General features: G+C 49.9%; 3 tRNA genes. All 3 read left to right on the top strand.

The features are described from left to right. Positions 1–2: 2 nt before the first annotated feature. Positions 3–79 (top strand) — tRNA-Asp (locus tag J502_RS16255). Positions 80–124: 45 nt separating this feature from the next. Continuing rightward, positions 125–201, top strand: a tRNA-Asp gene (locus J502_RS16260). A gap of 102 nt (positions 202–303) precedes the next feature. Next, positions 304–379, top strand: a tRNA-Val gene (locus tag J502_RS16265). Positions 380–403: the final 24 nt, after the last annotated feature.

Consider the following 403-nt stretch of genomic DNA (forward strand, 5'->3'; position numbering starts at 1 on the left):
ATGCAGCGGTAGTTCAGTTGGTTAGAATACCGGCCTGTCACGCCGGGGGTCGCGGGTTCGAGCCCCGTCCGCTGCGCCACTTAAGATTTCAGAGTTTGTACCACAATAGCGACATTGTGCAAATGCAGTGGTAGTTCAGTTGGTTAGAATACCGGCCTGTCACGCCGGGGGTCGCGGGTTCGAGCCCCGTCCGCTGCGCCATTTCATAAAATTTGGTATCCTAATTTCCTGAGATTAAGATATTAATCAGTGTATAAGCATAACTGCTTATGCTACTATCTCTAATAGCTATGCTATTTCTCAGGGCGCTTAGCTCAGTTGGTAGAGCGTCTGCCTTACAAGCAGAATGTCGGCGGTTCGATCCCGTCAGCGCCCACCATATATCCTATTCAGTTGCAAAACA

Origin of the sequence: Acinetobacter sp. 1294596, assembly GCF_000582925.1 — a bacterium.
Classification (GTDB): domain Bacteria; phylum Pseudomonadota; class Gammaproteobacteria; order Pseudomonadales; family Moraxellaceae; genus Acinetobacter; species Acinetobacter radioresistens.